The organism is Planococcus maritimus, from assembly GCF_001592825.1.
In the GTDB taxonomy this organism is placed as follows: Bacteria; Bacillota; Bacilli; order Bacillales_A; family Planococcaceae; genus Planococcus; species Planococcus maritimus_C.
Window position 1 is genome coordinate 223,215 of sequence record NZ_LTZG01000021.1, and the last position, 14,871, is coordinate 238,085.

Sequence of the window (14,871 nt, forward strand, 5' to 3'; positions counted from 1 at the left end):
ACTCCTCCTTTATCGTTTCAAGAAATCTCTTAACTTCTCAAGCGGCCATGTATTGACCACATTGTCTTTTTTCAGCCATGCTTTTTGTGCATGACGAACCCCAGTTGCCATGACATCCAAGCCTTCCGTGGCATGGGCATCAGTATTGATAGCGACCGGAACTCCCTTTTCCTGCGCCATGACGAGCCATTCAACGGCAAGATCAAGGCGGTAAGGACTGGCGTTCAATTCGACGATTTTGCCGTATTCTTTGGCCCAATCGAGGATTTGTTCGACGTCTGGATTATAGCCATCGCGTTTTCCGACGATGCGGCCAGTTGGATGCGCGATCATATGCACGTATGGGTTTTTCATCGCCGTCAGGATGCGTGCCATGATCTGGTTTTGCGGCTGTTGGAAGCTCGAATGGATACTGGCAATGACGAAATCCAATTGCGCAAGCACTTCATCATCAAAATCCAAACTGCCATCCGGCAAAATATCCATTTCGGTACCAGACATTACGTCGATGCTGTCATGACGTCCGTTCGCTTCACGTATTTTCTCATTTTGTTCTAATAGACGCTCGGGCGTCAAGCCGTTCGCGACTTTCAAGTATTGCGAATGATCGGTGATGACCATGTATTCGTAACCACGTTCACGGCAAGCGTCGATCATTTCATCAATTGAATGAGCGCCATCTGACCAAGTGGTGTGCATGTGCAAGTCGCCTCGGATATCATCTAGTGAGACAAGCGATGGCAATTCATCGATCCGATCGATTTCACGGCCGTCTTCGCGGACGGTCGGTGGAATGAAAGGCAAATTAAAATGAGCAAAAAAGGCTTCTTCCGTTTCGAAAGTCAATACGGACCCGTCTTCTTGTTCCACGCCGTATTCGCTGATTTTCTCTTTTTTCGCTTTGGCCAGCTGCCGCATGCGAACGTTATGATCTTTTGAACCCGTAAAATGATGCAGCGCCGTTGCGAATTCTTCCGGTGCCACCAAGCGAAAATCGACATCGATGGGCTCAACCACTTCCACTGCGACCGATACTTTCGTGTCCCCGGAGGCGATCGTTTCTTTTACAGGCAAGCCGGCGAGCAGCTGTTCTTTCACTTTAGCTGGTTCATCGGTCGCCACGATAAAGTCGAGGTCTTTACTCGTCTCTTTCGTCCGGCGGAAGCTGCCGGCCACTGAAAATTTTGCCACATCGGAAATCGTCGTTAGCAAGTTTTCAATAAATGCCACCGTTTCTTCTGTTTTCCAAATAGGATGGCGGCCTGGGTCTGTTTCAAAGTTCTCCAGTTCGAGCAGGATTTTCTCTTCTGATTTCGCCCCAAACCCTGGAAGCGCTTGAACACGTCCGTCAATGCAGGCTTGTTTCAGCGATTCCATTGAATCCACGCCGAGTTCTTTGTACAGCTTGGCAATTTTCTTGCCGCCAAGGCCTTGCAATTTGAGCATCGGCACAAGCCCTTTTGGCACTTCTTCCTGAAGTTCTTCGAGGACCGAAGATTTCCCTTCCGCAATCAGTTCCGTAATGACATCCCCCGTCCCTTTTCCGATGCCTTTCAGCTTTGTGACATCTTCGATTTCATCCAAGCTGCGCTGGTCCAGTTCAAGTGCTTGGGCGGCTTTTCGGAAAGCCGATACTTTGAATGGGTTGTCCCCTTTTAATTCCATATATAACGCAATATTTTCCAAAGTGCGGATAATAATTTTTTTATTCATCGGAAACATGCCTCCCTAATCGGTTCATAAAAAAACTCCCCTCGTAAGAGAGAAGTTCCTACTACATATAAATATACCACCATTCTTTCACTTTCTCAGAGAAATAAGGCGTATGCTCCAGGATGGCGCGTGCGATTCCGGAGTTTTCGATTTGGTTTTGAATCACGTCGATCGGCAATAGCGCAAATACATACAAACCGATGAACAACAGGATGTGTGCTTCGATTAATCCGAGGACAGCACCGAAAATGCGGCTCAAGAACCCGAGCACCGGGATGTATTTGATAAAATCGAACATTGAGGCAATCAGCGTCAGCAAAAACTTCACGACAAAGAAAATGAGTGCGAATGCCAAGAGCTGGTAAAAGGTTTCGTCCAGATTTAATTGTTCGAAAGCCATCGCAAAGCGCGAAGTCTCATCGACTGTCGGGTATGGAACCCATAACACAAAGTTTTCCGATAGCGGTTTATAATACGTGTAAGCGACAATTAGCGCAACAACAAAGCCGACCATGTGCAAAAATTGCAGCACGAGCCCTCGTTTGAAGCCGACTAAAATTCCCGCTAGAAGCAATACCAATAAGATTAAATCAAGCATATCCGTCAGCCCTTCAAGTTATTCAATTCAATTTCCATTTGTTCTAGCTGCTCTTTCAGTTTAAGATATTCATGTGTCGCATTTACCGCAGTCAATACGGCTAGTTTTGCCTGGTCAAGCGATGGATTGGCGGCGTTGATCTCCCGCATCTTGCTATCGACCATGGACGCGACAAGCCTCATATGGCCGGATGTCTCAGTACCAAGCATCTTATATGTATGGCCATATATATCAACGACAGTGCGAATTTTATGCTGCTCTTGCAATGCACGTTCCCCCTTTGGAATTCTATAGACCATCATAACACGAACACGAGCGGATTGTGAATCATAAGAAAGGGGCCTCCCTATGACCAATAGCGTCTTAAAACTACAGGAAGAAGCCTTGAAACGGCTCATCACACATTACCAAGAAAAGGAAATAACAACCAAAAACCCCCACGCCCGCTTCGCTGCCAAATTGCCGGATACGATGATTACCGTCTATACTTCCGGCAAAGTCATGTTCCAAGGCGCTGGCGCCGAACGCGAAACGGCCAAATGGGGGGCTATCGACAGTATTAAAGAGAAAACGGCCAAAGCAAAAGGCGACGAACTGCCGCCCGATTTTGCTACACGCTCGGTACTTGGCTCTGATGAAACCGGAACAGGCGATTTTTTCGGGCCCATCACCGTTGCCGCTTGTTTTGTCCCCGCACAACAAGTAGAGCTCGCCAAGGAACTCGGTGTCAAAGACTCCAAGCAATTGACGGATGATTATATGCGGAAAATCGTGCCCGACTTGAAAACAGCATTTCCTCACAGCGTCTTGACCTTGTCCAATGAAAAATACAATAAAGTACAGGCGCAGGGGTGGTCTCAAGGCAAGATAAAAGCAATGCTCCACAATCAAGCGCTGAAACACGTCTTGCGGAAGATGGCGCCCGAAAAACCGCAAGCGATTTTAATTGACCAATTCGCAGAGCGTGGCATCTACTACCGGCATATCGCTGAGGAAAAAGACATTATACGGGAAAATGTACTGTTCTCCACGAAGGCGGAAAACTTGCACGTATCCGTTGCCTGCGCCTCCATCATTGCACGGGTCGCTTTTCTGGAGGAAATGGACCGACTCAGCACGCTTGCCGGAGTGACCTTGCCAAAAGGCGCCGGGGCGATTGTCGACGAAGCTGCAGCAAAAATCCTGTTATCACGCGGGGAAGAATTTCTAAAAAGTATCACGAAAGCTCATTTTGCCAACACGAAAAAAGCACAAGCCTTGGCATTAAAGAAAAAACGCAACTAAAAAAGCTGTCTTGGGCTCATCGTGAGTCCAAGACAGCTTTTTGGTTTTAGCGGAGTTCCGCTCCTGATTCCGTCAGTGCATGGATGATTTTCTCATGCACCGCATTTACTTCTTCATCAGTCAATGTTTTTTCTGGATCGAAATACTTCAGCGAGAACGCTAAAGACTTCTTGCCTTGTTCCATCCGATCGCCTTCATATAGATCGAAGACGCGGACATCTTTCAATAGCTTGCCGCCCGCTTTGCGGATGATGCCTTCAATCGTCTGCGCTTCTACGATGTTCGACAAGACTAACGCCACATCTCGTGAAATTGTCGGATAGCGGGAAACTTGAGTATAGACAAGTGCCTCTGTTTCACGCGTCAGCAACGTCGCCAAATTCAATTCCACAACAACGGTTTCTTTTAAATCACGCTTTTTCTGCTCGGACGGATGCAATGCGCCAATGACGCCGATGCGCTTGCCATCAAGTAAAATGAAAGCAGTTCTGCCCGGATGCAAGCCATCCATTTCGCCACGTTCGAATGACACTTCAAGACCCAATTTTTCAGCTAAGCCTTCTACGATGCCTTTGGCTACGAAAAAGTCGACCACTTTCTTTTCGCCCTGCCAGCTATGGTCTACCCACAGTCCTGTCATGACAATCGCTAAATGCTCTTGTTCATCGAGCAATTCGTCCTGCCCTTTTAAGAACACCGATCCCGTTTCATACAAAGCGACCGAATCGGTACGGCGTGCTGTATTGTATGAAAGCGACTCAAGCAAATGAGGCAGTAAGCTTTGGCGCAGGGTGCTGCGCTCTTCACTCATCGGCATCAATAGACGCGTCGTTTCTGTCGACTCAAGCGCAAACTGCGTCGCTGCAGATTCTGAGGTCAAAGAATATGTCGTCGCCTGCAATAAGCCAGCGCCTTCTAGAAAATGTCGTGCGATGCGACGTTTCGCCTGGTAAGGACTCAAGCCGCCGGATGTCGCATCAGTACGCGGCAAGGTTGCCGGAATTTCGTCGTATCCGTAAAGACGCGCTATTTCTTCCACGATGTCTTCTTCGATTTGGATATCCTGGCGGCGAGTCGGTACATCGATGATCAATTGGTTATTTGCCGCTTCCGTATTGAATTTCAAACGGCTAAGGATATCGAGCATATCTTCCAAGCGAATTTTCATGCCGAGGCGGCTATTGATAAAGTCAGGAGAGACTCGGACCGTACGCTCTTGTTTGTCCAGTTGGTCAAAGATGAGCGAGCCTGCGAGCACTTCGCCTTCTGCAAGTTGTGCGAGCAATTGCGCAGCACGCTCTGCAGCTGGAATCACGCGGTTCGGATCGACACCTTTTTCAAAACGCGAGCTTGCGTCGCTTCTCAGATTATGGTCTTTCGATGTGCGGCGAACGGAATCGGCAGCGAAATACGCGGATTCGATGACAACCGTTGTCGTCTCTTCGCTCACTTCAGAATTTGCACCGCCCATGACACCCGCAAGCGCAACAGGATCCGTGCCGTTGGTGATAACCAATTGATGCGCGGATAACGTACGTTCCGTGTCATCCAGTGTGGTGATTTTTTCGCCTTCTTTTGCCTGGCGGACAGTAATATTTCCAGAGCCCAATGAATCGTAATCGAAGGCGTGAAGCGGTTGGCCATATTCCATCAACACATAATTCGTCACGTCGACGACATTATTGTGCGGACGGACGCCAGCTGCCATTAAACGTTGCTGCAACCATAGCGGCGATTCTTTCACTTTAATATTGCGTACGACTTTCGCGACATAAAGTGGATTCGCTTCAGGCGCATCCACTTCGAGCGACAGCATGCTTTCCGCACGATCCTCTGCTTCTGGGTAGTCGATTTCAGGCAAACGCACGTCCTCTTCCAAAATCGCGCCCACTTCATAAGCGACGCCAAGCATGCTCATCGCATCTGCCCGGTTCGGTGTGAGGCCAAGTTCAAGGACCGTGTCATCCAAGTCGAGATAGGACAATACATCCGTACCCGGTGCCACTTGTTCTGGCAAGACATAAATGCCTTCTGCATAGTTTTTCGGAACCAATTTCGATTCGATGCCGAGTTCCTGAAGTGAACAGATCATGCCGTTTGACACTTCCCCGCGCAACTTCGCTTTTTTGATCTTCATACCGCCTGGAAGTTTTGCGCCCGGGCGCGCTACGATAACCGACTGGCCTTTAGCGATATTCGGTGCGCCGCAGATGATCTGGTCGATTTCCCCACCTCCGACATCCACTTGGCAAATCGACAATTTGTCCGCTTCCGGATGCTTCACGCAGTCCGTCACGTAACCAACGACTAAATTCGCCAAGCCTTCTGAACGGTCGAGCACTGCGTCGACTTCGATGCCTGCCCGGGTGATTTTCTCTCCGAGTTCTGCCGGCGGCAATTCTTGTGTAATTACATATTCTTTTAACCATTTTGTCGATACTAACATGAAAGTTCCTCCTTAAAGTTCCGTCCGTTGAAATTGCGTTAAGAAACGCACGTCGTTCGTGTAGAAATGGCGGATGTCCTCGATGCCGTATTTCAGCATCGCAATGCGTTCCGGCCCCATGCCGAAAGCGAATCCTGTCAGGCGTTTTGAATCGTAGCCGGCCATTTCCAGAACGTTTGGATGTACCATGCCCGCGCCGAGAATTTCGATCCAGCCGGTTTTTTTGCAGACATTACATCCGTTACCGCCGCATTTAAAGCAGGAAATGTCCATTTCAACGGAAGGTTCCGTGAATGGGAAGAAGCTCGGACGCAGACGGATTTCGCGGTCATCGCCGAACATTTTCTTAGCGAAAACCGATAAAGTCCCTTTCAAATCGCTCATGCGAATATCTTCTCCAACAACGAGCCCTTCGATTTGCGTGAACTGATGAGAATGCGTCGCGTCGTCGTTATCGCGGCGATACACTTTGCCCGGGCAGATGATCTTGATTGGCTCTCCGCCTTTCGCTTCCATCGTGCGTGCTTGTACCGGTGACGTATGCGTACGCAGGAGAATGTCTTCCGTTATATAGAAAGAATCTTGCATGTCTCGCGCTGGATGCCCTTTTGGCAAGTTGAGCGCTTCGAAATTATAATAATCCTTTTCGACTTCCGGGCCTTCCGCGATTTCATAGCCCATCGAAAGAAATAAGTCTTCAATTTCTTCGACAACGCGTGTTAATGGATGTGGATTTCCTGATTTTGCCGGACGGCCTGGCAAAGAAATATCAATCGTTTCGCTCTTCAGCTTTTCATTGATGGCCTGCTCTTCTAAGATAACCATGCGCGCATCGAGAGATTCTGTTACTTCTGCACGCACCTCGTTTGCAAGTGCGCCCATTTTCGGCCGTTCTTCTGCCGGCAATTTGCCCATGCCTTTCAAGACATCGGTAATCGGCCCTTTTTTTCCTAAATATGCGACACGCACATCCGTCAATTCTTTGACCGTTTGTGCTGATTGGATCTTGTCCAACGCTTCATTTTTTAACTCCTGCAATCTTGCTTCCATTTTCTCTCCTCCTTGAACATAAAAAAGCCCCGCCCCCAAAAAGGGACGAGGCATTGATTCGCGGTACCACCCTAGTTATCGCGCATTGGCGATCACTCGATTGAATAACGGCTCATCACCGGCCAGACTTTACGGCACTCGGCCGGTCCCCGTCAGGCAGCTCGCGGGGTGAACTTCCGAAGTTCCTGCATATTCGCGCTTTCAGTCGAGGGCGAACTTCCTTGGATACAGGGGGACTACGTACTTTTCCCGGTCAACGCTTGTTTATTTCTCTTTTATTATAATGAACTTTCACCGGTTAATCAAACACCAGTTTTCGGAACAAGGCTGTACAATAAAATGCCAGTCGCTACGGCCACATTCAACGATTCAGCAGGGCCATAAAGCGGCACCATCAAATTCTGATCGGTCTGTTCCAATAGCTGGGGCTCGACGCCGCTGCCTTCATTGCCAACGATGAGGGCAAAGCGTTCTTTCGACTCCGCTTCGTACATTGGCACTGATTGATAAAGCGCAGTGCCGTAAACCGGAATAGCGCGGTCTTTCAAGCCTTCCACCCAATCGAACAAATCGCCTTTGACGATCGGTACTTGGAAATGTGCGCCTTGTGCCGAGCGAACCGTTTTCGGATTATACGCATCCGCCGAACCTTTTCCAAGAACGACTGCATCGATTCCGGCAGCTGCTGCGGTGCGGACCATCGTCCCGACATTGCCCGGGTCTTGCACAGCGTCGATCAAAAGTAGCGTCTCCCATTGTTCTTGCATGGCCTCATCATATTCTGGCTGTCTGCAATGAGCGAATATGCCTTGCGTATGCTCAGTTTCTGCAATTTCTTTTGCGATTTGCGCCGTTACCACGTACAATTCCAAGCCTTCAATGTCCCAAGCATCCGGAATATCGGTGCCTTCCCGGACGATCAAGCCTTTGATATCGGCTTTCTTATTCAATGCTTCTTCTGTTAAATGAAAGCCTTCAACCAAGAATTCCCCAAATTTATCACGCTCTTTGCGGGTTGTGCTCAGTTTCTTCCAATGTTTGACGAGCGAGTTTTGCAATGATTCAATTCGTTTCATTATATGTCACCACTTTTTCAAAAGAATAGCTACAGTATAGCATAGGCCTGTTTTACACAGTGAAGAAATCAAAGCCCAGTGCCGTTAAAATGCCAAATGCGAGCGTCCAGACTCCAATGCTGATGATCATCCAAATGGTCGTATTGCGTTTGGTCGCACCTAGTGTCATCCCGATAAACGCAGCAATATGCGTACCAATCAAGATCGGCCCCAAAAGCGACAGACCCGGAAGCCCGTATTTATTCCAGATGCGCACTGCGCGTTCGTTTTTCTTCGACGGTTCCTTGCCTTTCGCTTGCTGGCGTTTATCGTACCAAATACGGAATTTATCAAATCCGACAATGAGCATCATGACTGTCAGCATATTGCCAATAAACGCTGTGATCATAACCCAAACAGGTGACAATCCCCAAATAATACCGAGGGGGATGACAAGCGCAATTTCGAACCAAGGAATCGCTGCCCCCAAAAAAATTAAAGCATATTCGTAAATCATTCAGTCGCTCCTTTCAACTGACGGCGCATTTCCAAATAGTAAATCAGGTTCTGCCCGAATGCGACCGCGAGAATTCCCCAGACAATGAAAAGTCTTGGAATCGGGAAAAGCATCACGATTAATGCGAAGAATGGCAATGTCCAGGTGATGAATGTATACACTTTCTGCACCGCTTTTCTTGTGATGAAGGTCATGCCTTCGTCTTGTTCCATGTATTCAGGAGGGCGCATTGAAAATGGAGAAATTTTCTTATCCGGATTTTTCCGGTTATATGAGCTTAAGGCAATCAAATAAATTGTGATCAAAACCAAATATGCAATCAGTGCCGCGAACAATAAAAAGCCTTCCAGCGCTTGTGCTTGGATGCTCAAGCTCGAATCGGTCTTTGTGACATTGACAAAGCTTGAAGTGAACCCGACTGCCATTACTGCCAATATTAAGATAAATGCCATATTCCAAAGCGGGTATGTCATACGAAAATCCTGTTTCATTTTTACTCCTCCTCCAACCAAAATAAGTCTCCCACTTCCACTTTCAAGACCTTTGCAAGTTTCAAGGCCAATGTAATTGACGGTGAAAATTCGCCTTTTTCGATGAACGCGATCGTTTGCCGCGTGACATCCACTTGCTTGCCCAGCTCGCTTTGCGTAAAGCCATAGCGTGCCCGTAGCTCTTTGACACGGTTACTCAGCATCCGCTTCACCCTTCCTTTTGAAATGTTAGGTTTACATTACATAATGTACATTAAACTTAACATTATATCAAGTGAAAATAAGGCTGACGCAATTATTTAATTGGGGAGTTTGGACTTGTTTGCGGAATGTATTAAGTTATTTACGAAATTCGTTAAGTTATTTGTGGAATTCGATTCTTTTTTTGCGGAATACATCGGTTTATTTGCAAAACCCCCAAAAAAAGCTTTCCGCAGTTCGCGAAAAGCTAGTCATTTTTCTTTAAAAAGTATGTCCGGTTGCGCAGAGCACCAGCAGTCTCTAAATCATATGCTCCCAACAGACGGGAAGTCATATATGGCGAATCGAGCTTGCAGAATTTCCGGAGTTGCCTATTGCTAAGCTGTGTATTAATCAGTGAAAAATATTCCCGAACTGTATGTTGAAAAGCGAGTGGATCTACCGCTTGGCAGTCGACACACAACCATCCTTTCTTATGTTTTCGCATCATGTTAAGACTTTTACAGCTTGTGCACAAGATGCCCGTAAACAGCTCGGTTTCTTCTATTGAATATAATTGACACAATGGTTTTCTCTTATAAGGGGTACGAGATTGCTCGAGGAGTTTCTGAATTTCCGATAAATCTTGAGGTTTGCTTTTTAGGGGGAATTCCTGAAGGATGTCGAACAAATAATCGACCAATTGATAGGTTTTACAGATGTGGTGTTGCTTTGGCTTAGACAGAAATTCACAATGTTTCGATGTAAATACGATAATTCCTGAAATGGGCAAATCGATATTCTGCTGTTTGAAAAATAAGGTCAAGAAGCGAATATGTTTGTTCAACTGGACCGTCGGATCTTCCATTATCGTTTTTACGCCTTCTGTAGTGGTTCTTGAAAATTCGCCGGTGCTATCATCAAAATAAAGTTGGCCGCTAATATTTTTTGATTCGATGACGATCGCCCCGCGCTCCGTCAGTAACAATCCGTCCATTTGGACTTTCCATCGCCCTCTCGACAAGCAAATATTTTTTAAAAACCGGTACTGCTCCTCTATCTCAAATTCAATCATCTTCCGGAACAGCCTCTCTTCGCCTCTTTTTCCGGCAATCGCTTTGAAAATTTCAACTTGGATAAATTCCCGGCTCGAATGATTGTCAGGCAATCGATACAACAGTCTCTCCAGCGACTCAATTTCAGATAATAATGCTAGTTCTTTTTTACCCATTGAACACCTCCTAATATGATAGTTGAAGTATAGCACTCCGCGAGGCCTCCTTCACCACCAATTGGCGCTTATGAACTTTTCCAATCATTTTGTTTGCGGAATGGTTCTCGTTGTTTGCAAAAACCTTTGATTTATTTGTGGTATTTCTCTGGCTGTTTGACAACCGGCTTATTTTATTTGCGAAATACAAACGCTTTTTTGCCCATTCCACTTCGGCTTTACCCAATAAAAAACCCCTCCACAAAATTGGAGGGGCTTTAAATTAATCGAATGTAATTTTTGTTACCGTGTCGCGGTCGAGCTTTTTGATTACTTCAATGATCAATTTAACAGCATTTTCATAATCGTCGCGGTGCAGGATGCCTGCGTGTGAATGAATATAACGTGTTGCAACACCGATTGACAAGGCAGGTACGCCGTTTGCCGTTAAGTGGATCGAGCCGGCATCTGTTCCGCCGCCAGCAATTGTTTCAAACTGGTACGGGATACCTGACGCTTCCGCTGTATCGACAACCAACTCACGCAAGCCGCGGTGAGAGACCATCGAGGCATCGAATAACAGAATTTGCGGGCCATCGCCCATTTTGCTGTTGGATTCTTTAGAGGTAACGCCTGGCGTGTCCCCTGCGATGCCGACATCCACTGCAAAACCGATATCCGGTTGGATGAACGATGTCGCCGTTTTCGCGCCGCGTAAGCCGACTTCTTCTTGAACCGTTCCAACGCCGTATACCACGTTCGGGTGGTCCACACCTTTCAAGCCTTTCAAAACATCAATCGCGATGGCGCAGCCAATACGGTTGTCCCAAGCTTTCGCCATTAATAATTTTTCGTTGTTCATAACGGTGAATTCGAAATAAGGAGTCACCATATCGCCTGGTGTCACGCCCCATTCTTTTGCTTCTTCGCGTGAAGAGGCGCCGATATCAATAAACATGTCTTTGATTTCCACCGGTTTTTTGCGCGCTTCTGGGGACAGGATGTGCGGCGGCTTCGAACCGATAACGCCTGTCACATCCTTGCCGCTTCTAGTCGTGATAGTTACGCGTTGTGCCAGCATAACCTGGTTCCACCAACCGCCGACTGTTTGGAATTTCAAGAATCCTTTGTCGTCGATCTGTGAAACCATGAATCCGACTTCGTCCAAGTGTCCCGCGACCATGATCTTCGGCCCATCAGCGAGTCCTTCTTTTTTGGCGATCAAGCTGCCAAGGTTATCCGTTTCAATGCTGTCCGCAAACGGTTCTATGTATTTCTTCATGACCTCGCGGGATTGGCGTTCGTTGCCGGGAATGCCATTCGCATCCGTAAGTTCTTTCAACATTTGTTGAGTATCATCTAATTTCGACATTATTTCGACCTCCTAAATAGTCATTGCTTTTTCAGTATATAGGAAAGCGGTTACGTTATCAAAAGATTCATTCAATACCCTTGTTGTTGGCGTTTATAATTCGTTTCGTTTTTTTCGATATAAGCTGCTAGCACTTCTTCATAACTAAACCCGAGCGCCTTTGCTAACGCGCCAAAAGTCCGCCATAAGTTGCTATAATCTTCATGAGTTGCGTGTTCAGTAAACTCGCTGACCGATTGATGCGCTAATAGGAACAGCTCAGTCAAATCCTGTTCTTCTAACGGAGCTGGCCATTCGCCTAACGAATTGTACCCTTTTTCAATACCGAGCGATAAGAGAAAATGAATGCAATCGACATATTCCTCGAGCAAGGTGCTTTTATCGGACGGTCCTTTTGTGCTCCAAAACTTGAAACATCTTGTTTCATTTGCCAGCTCTGATAATTCCACCTGTAGGGCAAGCACTTTCTTGCGAAAAACCGACTCCTCTACGTTGCGGTTTGACTGGATGTATCGGTCGAGCTCTTGTTGCATGTGAAATAATTTTTGAAGGTTCATAGACTTTCTCCTTTTCCTTGAAATTAGTGAAACTTCCAGGCTTCTGTTACGTATTATACACAAGACTATCTTGATAAGGGGGCAATCCGATGGCATTTTTGATCCGTTTGATCATCATCGCCTTGATCATTTACATGTTTTACCGTCTCCTCAAATTCATTTTTGACCCGAAGCGCAAGCTTGATGCAGCGCTTGAATCCGGCACTTATTATTTCCATGACGACGTAAAGAACGTTCGCAAGAATTTTTTCATTGCTTTGCGAGGTGTTCTTTTCGAAGGGGAGAAATATTTAGGGACCACAAAAGAAGCATTTGACGTCGTCTCGATTTTTGTCTGGACCGAATCGCCTGACAAGCTTATTGGCTTCTCTAAAGAGGATTTTCAATTTTTGGAGAAGGAAATCCGCATGAATTATCCAGATGCAGACATTTCATGGAAAAGCCCAATTGAACAATTGATGAAAAAAGAGGGTGAAGCCTGAGCTTCTCCCTCTTTTCTTATGCTATAGCGAGCCACACGAGCAAGCCAGCCTGTATCAGGGCAAGGATAAAAAACCCCACACGGAAATTCGTGTGCTTGGTCTTGTGGCGGAATAGCATCATCCCTGCGTATGCACCGATGCCGCCGCCAATTAACGCGACCAACCATAATCGTTTTTCAGGAATACGCGGACCACGCGACTGTGCTTGGCGTTTATCCGCCCACATCATGATAAAGGCAAAACTCGACATAGCCGCGAAATAAGCTGCCAAAATAATCATACTTTCCCCTCCTAAGTGCCATCAATAAAAAAAGGCCAGCTAAGAAGCCGGCCTTTTTTCTATCGAACCAGGCGCAAGGCCCAGCGTGAATTAGTTAGAAGCTTTTTTCGCTTGGTCAACCAAAGCTGTGAAAGCAGCTGCATCAGATACAGCGATTTCAGCTAGCATTTTGCGGTTGATGTCGATGCCGGCAAGTTTCAATCCGTGCATCAAGCGGCTGTAAGAAATATCATTCAAACGAGCTGCTGCGTTGATACGTGTGATCCACAATTTGCGGAAATCACGTTTTTTGTTGCGACGGTCACGGTAAGCATAGTTACCTGACTTCATGACTTGTTGGTTCGCTACTTTAAATAGTAAGTGTTTAGAACCGTAATAACCTTTAGCTAATTTTAATACTCTTTTACGACGCTTGCGCGTCACTGTTCCGCCTTTTACGCGTGGCATATTGAATTACCTCCTGCTTGAATATGAAAAATTCGATTTTTGTAGTTGTTGGTGTTGTCTAGACTGCAGCGCCTAGATTCTCGGGGTCATCAGTTAAAGTGGCTGTGCGGCAAAAGCGCCGCTTTGCCCCTTCGTCTGATGCCTGTCGAATCTAACCGGGCGTTTTCGCTTTTCGTTCTTATTTCATGTTGTAGATCAATGATTTGATGCGTTTCAAGTCGCCTGCAGAAACCAATGAGCCCTTACGGAGCTTACGTTTTTGCTTAGTAGACTTGTTTGCGAACAAGTGGCTTGTGTGGGAACGGTTGCGTTTTACTTTACCAGTTCCAGTTTTCTTGAAGCGTTTAGACGCTCCACTGTGGCTTTTCATTTTCGGCATTTCGGGTTCCTCCTAAACAATTATGCTATTATTCCTTCTCGTTGACCGGGTTCAGCATCAAGAACATGCTGCGGCCTTCCATTTTCGGGCGCTGTTCAATCGTTGCGACTTCCTTGCACTCTTCTGCGAAGCGCTCAAGGACGCGTTGTCCGATTTCTTTGTGCGTAATTGCACGGCCTTTGAAACGGATTGAAGCTTTCACTTTGTCGCCTTTTTCAAGGAACTTGATGGCATTGCGGAGCTTCGTGTTAAAGTCGTGATCATCGATGCCTGGGCTCAAGCGAACCTCTTTCACATTGATGATTTTTTGGTTTTTACGAATTTCGCGCTCTTTTTTCTGCTGTTCAAACTTGAACTTGCCGTGGTCCATGATCCGTGCGACCGGTGGCTTAGCTTGAGGAGCCACAAGCACTAGGTCCAGGTTGGCACGGGTTGCAATCTCGAGCGCCTCGTTGCGTGATTTAATACCGAGCTGTTCACCATTTTGGTCAATAACCCGTAATTCACGTGCACGAATGCCTTCGTTTACATTGTTGTCTCTGCTAATAATGATCCACCTCCGGGTAGTGTCGCGAATAGCTTAAATGTGTGAACCGGTCGATCCGGTTTACAGGTGCAAACAAAAAGCGGGCGAACCCCGAGGAGTTCGCCCGCCGTAATATGACAGCACGCTAAGCGTGTAAAAGTCAAAATCGTGTCTACCTGCCAACAATCGGTCGATCAGGTGAGAAGCGGGCGCTCCTGCTTGCACATATAAGTATTCAATAACCTAAATAAGAATAGCACGCAGTCTTTTTACTGTCAAGCCTT

At 46.8% G+C, this 14,871-nt stretch carries 18 protein-coding genes and 1 other annotated feature; of the genes, 2 read left to right on the forward strand and 16 right to left on the reverse strand.

The features are described from left to right. Positions 1-9 precede the first annotated feature (9 nt). From polX to zapA, 3 genes are all read right to left on the reverse strand, one after another. Positions 10-1,713 carry a DNA polymerase/3'-5' exonuclease PolX gene (gene polX, locus AY633_RS11500; RefSeq protein WP_068488474.1) on the reverse strand — a complete coding sequence of 568 codons (1,704 nt, stop codon included), beginning with the start codon at positions 1,711-1,713 and terminating at the stop codon, positions 10-12. Positions 1,714-1,774: 61 nt separating this feature from the next. Next, a complete protein-coding gene (locus tag AY633_RS11505) occupies positions 1,775-2,311 on the reverse strand; it encodes a CvpA family protein (RefSeq protein ID WP_068488475.1) in 537 nt (178 codons plus the stop codon). A gap of 5 nt (positions 2,312-2,316) precedes the next feature. Beyond that, positions 2,317-2,577, reverse strand: coding sequence for a cell division protein ZapA (gene zapA, locus AY633_RS11510; RefSeq protein ID WP_058381052.1), 261 nt, complete (start codon positions 2,575-2,577; stop codon positions 2,317-2,319). Positions 2,578-2,659: 82 nt separating this feature from the next. Between zapA and rnhC the strand changes: the two genes are divergently transcribed. Then, positions 2,660-3,595, forward strand: coding sequence for a ribonuclease HIII (gene rnhC / locus AY633_RS11515; protein ID WP_068488476.1), 936 nt, complete (start codon positions 2,660-2,662; stop codon positions 3,593-3,595). A 46-nt stretch (positions 3,596-3,641) separates the two neighbouring features. Here the strand turns inward: rnhC and pheT are convergent, their stop codons facing one another. The 9 genes from pheT to AY633_RS11565 form a co-directional block, all read right to left on the reverse strand. Further along, entirely contained in the window at positions 3,642-6,041 is a 2,400-nt protein-coding gene (gene pheT / locus AY633_RS11520; RefSeq protein WP_068488477.1) for a phenylalanine--tRNA ligase subunit beta, read from the reverse strand. 12 nt (positions 6,042-6,053) lie between these two features. Continuing rightward, entirely contained in the window at positions 6,054-7,091 is a 1,038-nt protein-coding gene (gene pheS, locus AY633_RS11525) for a phenylalanine--tRNA ligase subunit alpha (protein WP_068488478.1), read from the reverse strand. Positions 7,092-7,129: 38 nt separating this feature from the next. Then, positions 7,130-7,357 (reverse strand) — a binding site (T-box leader). Between the two features lie 36 nt (positions 7,358-7,393). After that, the gene (locus AY633_RS11530) at positions 7,394-8,167 is read right to left on the reverse strand and encodes a TrmH family RNA methyltransferase (RefSeq protein WP_068488479.1); all 774 of its coding nucleotides are present in this window, start codon (positions 8,165-8,167) and stop codon (positions 7,394-7,396) included. 52 nt (positions 8,168-8,219) lie between these two features. Continuing rightward, complete coding sequence (locus AY633_RS11535) at positions 8,220-8,663, reverse strand: small multi-drug export protein (RefSeq protein ID WP_068488480.1); 444 nt, start codon at positions 8,661-8,663, stop codon at positions 8,220-8,222. Next, the gene (locus AY633_RS11540; RefSeq protein ID WP_068488481.1) at positions 8,660-9,154 is read right to left on the reverse strand and encodes a hypothetical protein; all 495 of its coding nucleotides are present in this window, start codon (positions 9,152-9,154) and stop codon (positions 8,660-8,662) included. Before AY633_RS11540 ends, AY633_RS11535 begins: the two co-directional genes overlap by 4 nt. A gap of 2 nt (positions 9,155-9,156) precedes the next feature. Then, the gene (locus tag AY633_RS11545; protein WP_068488482.1) at positions 9,157-9,357 is read right to left on the reverse strand and encodes a helix-turn-helix transcriptional regulator; all 201 of its coding nucleotides are present in this window, start codon (positions 9,355-9,357) and stop codon (positions 9,157-9,159) included. 245 nt (positions 9,358-9,602) lie between these two features. After that, complete coding sequence (locus AY633_RS11550) at positions 9,603-10,565, reverse strand: nuclease-related domain-containing protein (RefSeq protein ID WP_068488483.1); 963 nt, start codon at positions 10,563-10,565, stop codon at positions 9,603-9,605. A 262-nt stretch (positions 10,566-10,827) separates the two neighbouring features. After that, positions 10,828-11,916, reverse strand: a complete 1,089-nt coding sequence (locus AY633_RS11560; RefSeq protein WP_068488485.1) for a M42 family metallopeptidase — start codon at positions 11,914-11,916, stop codon at positions 10,828-10,830. Positions 11,917-11,987: 71 nt separating this feature from the next. Beyond that, complete coding sequence (locus tag AY633_RS11565) at positions 11,988-12,473, reverse strand: dUTP diphosphatase (RefSeq protein WP_068488486.1); 486 nt, start codon at positions 12,471-12,473, stop codon at positions 11,988-11,990. A gap of 89 nt (positions 12,474-12,562) precedes the next feature. Between AY633_RS11565 and AY633_RS11570 the strand changes: the two genes are divergently transcribed. Beyond that, on the forward strand, positions 12,563-12,955 hold the full coding sequence (locus AY633_RS11570) for a sigma-w pathway protein ysdB (RefSeq protein WP_068461713.1): 393 nt from the start codon (positions 12,563-12,565) through the stop codon (positions 12,953-12,955). 16 nt (positions 12,956-12,971) lie between these two features. On the opposite strand, the gene AY633_RS11575 is transcribed toward AY633_RS11570, so the two are convergent. From AY633_RS11575 to infC, 4 genes are all read right to left on the reverse strand, one after another. After that, positions 12,972-13,235, reverse strand: a complete 264-nt coding sequence (locus AY633_RS11575) for a DUF1294 domain-containing protein (protein WP_068488487.1) — start codon at positions 13,233-13,235, stop codon at positions 12,972-12,974. A 90-nt stretch (positions 13,236-13,325) separates the two neighbouring features. Next, the gene (gene rplT / locus AY633_RS11580) at positions 13,326-13,682 is read right to left on the reverse strand and encodes a 50S ribosomal protein L20 (protein WP_068461708.1); all 357 of its coding nucleotides are present in this window, start codon (positions 13,680-13,682) and stop codon (positions 13,326-13,328) included. A 178-nt stretch (positions 13,683-13,860) separates the two neighbouring features. Continuing rightward, positions 13,861-14,061 carry a 50S ribosomal protein L35 gene (rpmI, locus tag AY633_RS11585; RefSeq protein ID WP_058381064.1) on the reverse strand — a complete coding sequence of 67 codons (201 nt, stop codon included), beginning with the start codon at positions 14,059-14,061 and terminating at the stop codon, positions 13,861-13,863. Positions 14,062-14,089: 28 nt separating this feature from the next. After that, positions 14,090-14,611, reverse strand: a complete 522-nt coding sequence (gene infC / locus AY633_RS11590; protein WP_068461706.1) for a translation initiation factor IF-3 — start codon at positions 14,609-14,611, stop codon at positions 14,090-14,092. Positions 14,612-14,871 lie beyond the last annotated feature (260 nt).